Origin of the sequence: Nocardiopsis sp. TNDT3 (assembly GCF_003427465.1) — a bacterium.
Classification (GTDB): domain Bacteria; phylum Actinomycetota; class Actinomycetes; order Streptosporangiales; family Streptosporangiaceae; genus Nocardiopsis; species Nocardiopsis dassonvillei.
Map to the genome: position 1 here is coordinate 1 of NZ_QPFC01001139.1, position 5471 is coordinate 5471.

Genomic DNA, 5471 nt, shown 5'->3' on the forward strand with positions numbered 1-5471 from the left:
GGGCTCCGCCCCTCCCTGTCGTGTGCGGCGGGGGCGGCGGTGCGTGTCGCGGTGGCCGGGTGGCTTCGTGCACAGGCCCGGCGGGGAGATGGCGTCCCGGGGCGGGACAAATTACCCTGGGAGGACGGGCACGTCCGTGCCCGTCCGCGGCCCCGTCCGCAGTGCGGGTCGGGGGCGGGGGAGAACACAGCGGCGCTGTGACGCCCGTGCGGGCCGGTGCGCGAGGAATGCGGTGCCGGTGCCGGGCGTTGAGAACCGTTGAAGAGGACGGGACCCGCCGCGGCGGGCCGGTCCAGACGCGACCAAGGGGGTCGCCGGCCAGCCGCTACCCCTTTCCAGAGGAGCTTTCCAGCATGACGGTTCAGAGCGAGACCACCGAGGGCATCATCCTCACCGACGAGGCGTCCAGCAAGGTCAGGGCGCTCCTTGAGCAGGAGGGGCGGGACGACCTGCGTCTTCGCGTGGCCGTTCAGCCCGGTGGTTGCTCGGGGCTGCGTTACCAGCTCTACTTCGACGAGCGCGAGCTCGACGGCGACGTGGTCAGCGACTTCGGCGGTGTGGAGGTGGTCACCGACCGGATGAGCTCCCCCTACCTGATCGGTGCCACGATCGACTTCGTCGACACCATCGAGAAGCAGGGTTTCACCATCGACAACCCCAACGCCACCGGTTCCTGCGCCTGCGGTGACTCCTTCAACTAGGGGGCGTCGTCCCGCCGGGGGCTCCGGGGTCGGTGGGCCCGAAGCCGTCCGGTGGTCGCGGTCCGGGGCGTGAGGCGTTCCGGGGGCGGTCGTCGGGCGGGCCGGGCCCCAGGGTTCCGGTCGGCGGTGACAGGGTTTTCCGGGGGGAGGGCGGTTCGTGCCGCCCTCCCCCCTTTTGCCGTGTGCGGGGTTCTCCGTGTGCGGGGCGGGGCGGGAGCGAGCGGGTGTCCTCTACGCCGCGGGCGCACTGCACTAACCTGGGGCAGTCCGAACCGGGCACGTCCTCTCCCATGCCCGCAGCCCCGTCCGGTCAGCAGACCGACACCTCCCGACCAAGGAGCCTTCGTCCCGTGCGTATCGCGGTTGCCGGATCCATCGCCACCGACCATCTGATGTCCTTCGAGGGTCGCTTCGCGGAACAGATCATCCCCGACCAGATCCAGCAGTTGTCGCTGTCCTTCCTGATCGACGAGCTGGACGTGCGGCGCGGCGGTGTCGCGGCCAACATCTGCTTCGGCATGGGCGGGTTCGGCCTCAACCCGGTGCTGGTGGGTGCGGCCGGGGCCGACTTCGAGGACTACCGCGCCTGGCTGGACCGCCACGGTGTGGACACCTCCGCGGTCTACATCTCCGAGCTGCGCCACACCGCCCGGTTCATCTGCACCACGGACCGGGACCAGAACCAGATCGCGTCCTTCTACGCCGGGGCCATGGCCGAGGCCCGCAACATCGAGCTCCAGCCGATCGCGGACCGCCTGGGCGGACTGGACCTGGTGCTGATCGGGGCGGACGACCCGGCCGCGATGGTGCGTCACAGCGAGGAGTGCCGCACCCGCGGTATCGCCTTCGCCGCCGACCCCTCCCAGCAGCTGGCGCGCATGGAGGGGCCCGAGGTGCGGGGCCTGATCGAGGGCGCGGCCTTCCTGTTCACCAACGAGTACGAGAAGGCGCTGGCCGAGCAGAAGACGGGCTGGTCCGACGCCGACGTCCTGGAGCGGGTGGGCACCCGTGTCACCACCCTGGGCGCCAAGGGGGCGCGTATCGACCGGGCGGGCGAGCCGAGCGTGCACGTTCCGGCCGCGGCGGTGCGGGATCTGGTGGACCCCACGGGTATGGGGGACGCGTTCCGCGCGGGTTTCCTGGCCGCGCACTCGTGGGGGCTGTCGCTGGAGCGGGCCGCGCAGGTGGGCAACGCGACCGCGGTGCACTGCCTGGAGGCGGACGGGCCGCAGGAGTACACCCTGACCGGGGCCTCGCTCCTGGCGCGTCTGGAGGAGTCCTACGGCGCCGGGGTCTCGGCCGAGGTCGCGCCGTTCGTGTAGTCGACGGGTCGGGGTGGTGTCCGCGAACCCGTAGAGTGGGTAGTCGCGACCCGCACGACCCGTGTCCGCCTGCCGGACCGGGCCGCGCCCCGCACGGCCGCCGCTCCCTGGGAGCCGGTGTCCCGCACGGGGAGCCCCGTGCCCGCCGGTGCGCTGAAACGCGTGCCGGTTACCCAGCCCAAGCCGTCCGCGCCGGGTCGCCGCGACGGTGGGGAACCTGTCCCGCTGTGCGCGCTCCGGCGCGCCCGCGCGGGCTCGGGCGCGCTGAGCGCCTCCCAGATCTAGGCCAGCCTTACCTGGGATTCCCCGGATTCATCCGGAAAGGACATTGCATGCGCTACACCGGACCGAAGGTGCGGTTGTCCCGGCGCGCCGGCACCCCGCTGACCCGTAAGGCGGTCAGCTACTTCGAGAAGCGTCCCTACCCGCCCGGTGAGCACGGCCGCCGCGTCCGCCGCAACAGCAGCGACTACGCGGTCCGCCAGGCGGAGAAGCAGAAGGTGCGCTGGTACTACGACCTGACCGAGAAGCAGATGCTGCGCGTCTACGAGAGCGCGAAGAAGCGCACGGGGCGCACCGGTGAGGAGATGCTCGCCGAGCTGGAGCTGCGTCTGGCCACGGTCGTGCTGCGCGCCGGTCTGGCCGCCTCGATCTACGCCGCGCGTCAGTTCGTCAACCACGGTCACATCACCGTGGACGGCAAGAAGGTCGACATCCCGTCGTACCAGGTCAAGCCGGGTCAGATCATCAGTGTTCGGGAGAAGTCCCGCAACATGGTGCCGTTCGTCGAGGCCGCTGAGGGCGTCCACGCCGACGACAAGATCGCCGGATTCCTCGCCGTGAGCCACAAGGACCTGCGCGTCGCGGTCGTCGACCGCCCCAAGCGCGAGCAGATCCCGGTGCCCTTCGACGAGCAGCTGGTCGTGGAGTTCTACGCCCGCTAGCCACCCGCCTCGGCGTGTGCGCGGCCGCTTCCTCCCCGGGGGCGGCCGATGCGGAGCAGCAGGTCAGGCCGCGCGGACTCGGTCCGCGCGGCCTCGCCGTGTCCGGGGTGGTGTGGAGCACGCCACGCCGAGGATTCGGCGGGGTGCGAATCGTTATCGCACCGGAACCGGAACTCCCGGGCCGTGTGGCGCGGGTTTTCGGCCCTCCTCTTAACTCCCTGCCCAGGCCGGGTCCCCGCCCTGCCCCCGGGCGCGGGACGGCCGCCGGGGCCGGGTCAGTACATGCGCCGGATGTGGAAGGCGCTGCCCTGCGCCAGGGGCTGCTCCGCGACGAACTCGTGCATCTTCATCCGGCACCAGGCGGGGATGTCCGCGCTGGCGGCGGGGTCGTCCGCGGTGACCGCGATGACCGCGCCTATGGGCACCTCGTGCAGCCTGGCGGCGAGCATGATGATCGGGATGGGGCACTTGCGGCCCACCGCCTCCACGGTGACCAGGGGAGGCCGGGGCGGGTACTCGGGCACGGAAAACCCCCGTGTGTCGTCGTCTGGTGATGACCATCCTGACCTGGTCCCGTCCCTAAGGCGAACCCGGTTAAGGGCGTCGTAAATCCAGCGATACGCTCACCTTGTTCTCTCCCCCGTGAAACGTCCACGCCGCCCCCGAGAGGCGGAAGGGGCGCGATCGGGGAGGAGGGCCCGGGGGAACGCCGGGCCGCGCTCCGTAGCCAGCCGGGAGGGTCATCCTCCGCGGGCGAACGGGCCCGGCTCCACGTACCGCCGCCAGCTCCGCTCAGGGAGGTCGGCAACACGCTGACCAGGCAAGCCCCTGAACTGGGCGCTGGGCGGTTCGCGATAATGTTTCCCCCTGAAAAGCTTTGGATACTTAGGCCGCCCGTGGAGGTTCCACGGGCTACACCGCTGGGAAGGCAATCCGTGAGTCCGACCCGCCAAGAGAATCGGCGCCGCAACCTGCGCCGATGGGCACCACGCGGCGCCGCGCTCGCCGTGCTGGGGCTGGCCGCGACCGGCTGCGCGTCGAACGATCTCACTCGTTTGGGCATGCCGGAGCCGATCACCAACCAGGCCGAGCGTGTTCTCTCGCTCTGGCAGGGCTCCTGGGTGGCGGCTTTCGCGGTCGGCATTCTCGTGTGGGGGCTGATCGTCTGGTCGGTCATCTTCCACCGCAAGCGCTCTGAGCAGTTGCCGCCGCAGGTGCGGTACAACATGCCCATCGAAGCGCTCTACACCGTGCTGCCGATCGTCATCATCTCGGTGCTGTTCTTCTTCACCGCCCGGGACCAGGCGATCCTGCTCGACACCGACGAGCCGGCGGACGTCAACATCGAGGTCGTGGCCTTCCAATGGGCCTGGCAGTTCAACTACCTCGACGACAAGAAGGAGAACGGCGGGGAGGTGCTCTTCTCCGAGACGGGTATCCCCAACCCGGACGGCACCGCCGACCCCTCCACCCAGACGACCCTGGTGCTGCCCGAGGGCGCGACCGTCCACTTCGACCTGCACTCGCCGGACGTCATCCACTCGTTCTGGATCCCCGAGTTCGGTTTCAAGATGGACGTCATCCCCGGTCGGGACAACGCCTTCCAGGCCGACATCAACGAGGGCACCGCGGGCGAGTACGTCGGCCGCTGCGCCGAGCTGTGCGGTGTGGACCACGCCCGCATGCTCTTCAACGTCCAGGTCCTGCCCCAGGACGAGTACGACGCCTGGGCCGCCGAGCAGCAGCAGGCCGCCGAGGAGGCCGAGCTGGAGGCCGCCGACACCGGCGACACGCCGGACTCCGGTGAGGGCTCCGGTGCCGAGGGTGCGGGCGCCGAGGGCGCCGGCACCGACGAGGAGGGCACCGGCAGCGGCGGTTCCGAGGCCGAGGGCTCCGGTACCGACGAGCAGGACACCGGTTCCGGCGCGTCCGACGCCGAGGAGAATGAGCAGTCATGAGCACCACCACGTCAAGCCCCACTCTCGCGGGCGGTCAGGCACCGTCGCGCAAGGGGTCGATGATCGTCAAATGGATGACGTCCACCGACCACAAGGTCATCGGGTACATGTACCTGATCACCTCCTTCGTGTTCTTCCTCTTCGGTGGTCTGCTCGCGGTGCTCATGCGCATCGAGCTGTTCTTCCCGGGCATGCAGGCCATGTCCAACGAGCAGTTCAACCAGCTGTTCACCATGCACGGCACGATCATGCTGCTGATGTTCGCGACCCCGCTGTTCGTCGGGTTCTCGAACGTGATCATGCCGCTGCAGATCGGTTCGCCCGACGTGGCGTTCCCGAGGATGAACCTGTTCAGCTACTACCTGTTCCTGTTCGGCAGCCTCATCGCCATCAGCGGGTTCCTGACCCCGGGCGGCGCGGCCAGCTTCGGCTGGTTCGCCTACACGCCGCTGTCGGACGCGGTGCGTTCGCCGGGTCTGGGCGGTGACCTGTGGATCCTGGGCCTGGTGGTCTCGGGTCTGGGCACCATCCTGGGCGCGGTCAACT

6 protein-coding genes are annotated in these 5471 nt (G+C 70.0%); 5 read left to right on the forward strand and 1 reads right to left on the reverse strand.

Annotated elements, in window-relative coordinates; all coding sequences use genetic code 11:
• The first annotated feature begins 353 nt into the window (after positions 1–353).
• From DQW06_RS24810 to rpsD, 3 genes are all read left to right on the forward strand, one after another.
• Positions 354–701, forward strand: a complete 348-nt coding sequence (locus tag DQW06_RS24810; protein WP_013154170.1) for an iron-sulfur cluster assembly accessory protein — start codon at positions 354–356, stop codon at positions 699–701.
• Positions 702–1051: 350 nt separating this feature from the next.
• Positions 1052–2023, forward strand: a complete 972-nt coding sequence (locus tag DQW06_RS24815) for a carbohydrate kinase family protein (RefSeq protein ID WP_013154169.1) — start codon at positions 1052–1054, stop codon at positions 2021–2023.
• A 332-nt stretch (positions 2024–2355) separates the two neighbouring features.
• Positions 2356–2967: a 30S ribosomal protein S4 gene (gene rpsD / locus DQW06_RS24820; protein ID WP_013154168.1), complete on the forward strand. Its 612-nt coding sequence runs from the start codon at positions 2356–2358 to the stop codon at positions 2965–2967.
• 275 nt (positions 2968–3242) lie between these two features.
• Here the strand turns inward: rpsD and DQW06_RS24825 are convergent, their stop codons facing one another.
• Positions 3243–3491 carry a sulfurtransferase TusA family protein gene (locus DQW06_RS24825; protein WP_013154167.1) on the reverse strand — a complete coding sequence of 83 codons (249 nt, stop codon included), beginning with the start codon at positions 3489–3491 and terminating at the stop codon, positions 3243–3245.
• Positions 3492–4028: 537 nt separating this feature from the next.
• On the opposite strand from DQW06_RS24825, the gene coxB reads away from it, so the two are divergent.
• Positions 4029–4925, forward strand: a complete 897-nt coding sequence (gene coxB, locus DQW06_RS24830; RefSeq protein ID WP_041552799.1) for a cytochrome c oxidase subunit II — start codon at positions 4029–4031, stop codon at positions 4923–4925.
• On the forward strand, positions 4922–5471 hold a 550-nt coding region (locus tag DQW06_RS24835; RefSeq protein ID WP_198662544.1), incomplete at its 3' end, for a cbb3-type cytochrome c oxidase subunit I. The genes coxB and DQW06_RS24835, both read left to right, overlap by 4 nt.